Below are 368 nucleotides of genomic sequence, written 5' to 3'. Positions count from 1 at the left end.
CGGCGCTGTCGCCGTCGGGCGAGACCCAGTACGTATACCGCGTCAAGGACGGCGTGGCCGAGCGCCGCGAAGTCACCATCGGCGAGCGCCGCGAGGGCAAGGTCGAGATCCTGACGGGCGTGGCGGCCGGCGACGAGCTGGTGGTGTCGGGCCTGCAGCGCGTCACCGATGGCGGCCCGGTGCAGATCGTAAAAAACGGCGCCTGACGCCATCTTCCCAGCGAACGGCGGCCCCTCATGCGTATCTCGGAAACTTGTATCCAGCGGCCAGTGTTCGCGTCGGTGCTATCGCTGGTCATCGTGCTGATCGGGCTGATCTCGTATTCGCGCCTGACGGTGCGCGAATATCCGAAGATCGACGAGCCCATC

The 368-nt window shown here is 66.3% G+C and carries 1 protein-coding gene and 1 pseudogene; both read left to right on the top strand.

Annotation, left to right across the window (positions count from 1 at the left end; all coding sequences use genetic code 11):
* Positions 1-206, top strand: a pseudogene (locus SB771_RS33690) (efflux transporter periplasmic adaptor subunit); the annotation flags it as partial.
* A 30-nt stretch (positions 207-236) separates the two neighbouring features.
* A partial coding sequence (locus SB771_RS33685) for an efflux RND transporter permease subunit (protein WP_410721879.1) occupies positions 237-368 on the top strand: 132 nt, incomplete at its 3' end.

Source organism: Burkholderia sp. SIMBA_051 (assembly GCF_046534915.1).
In the GTDB taxonomy this organism is placed as follows: Bacteria; Pseudomonadota; Gammaproteobacteria; order Burkholderiales; family Burkholderiaceae; genus Burkholderia; species Burkholderia ambifaria.
This window is presented reverse-complemented; position numbering and strand designations above follow the sequence as displayed.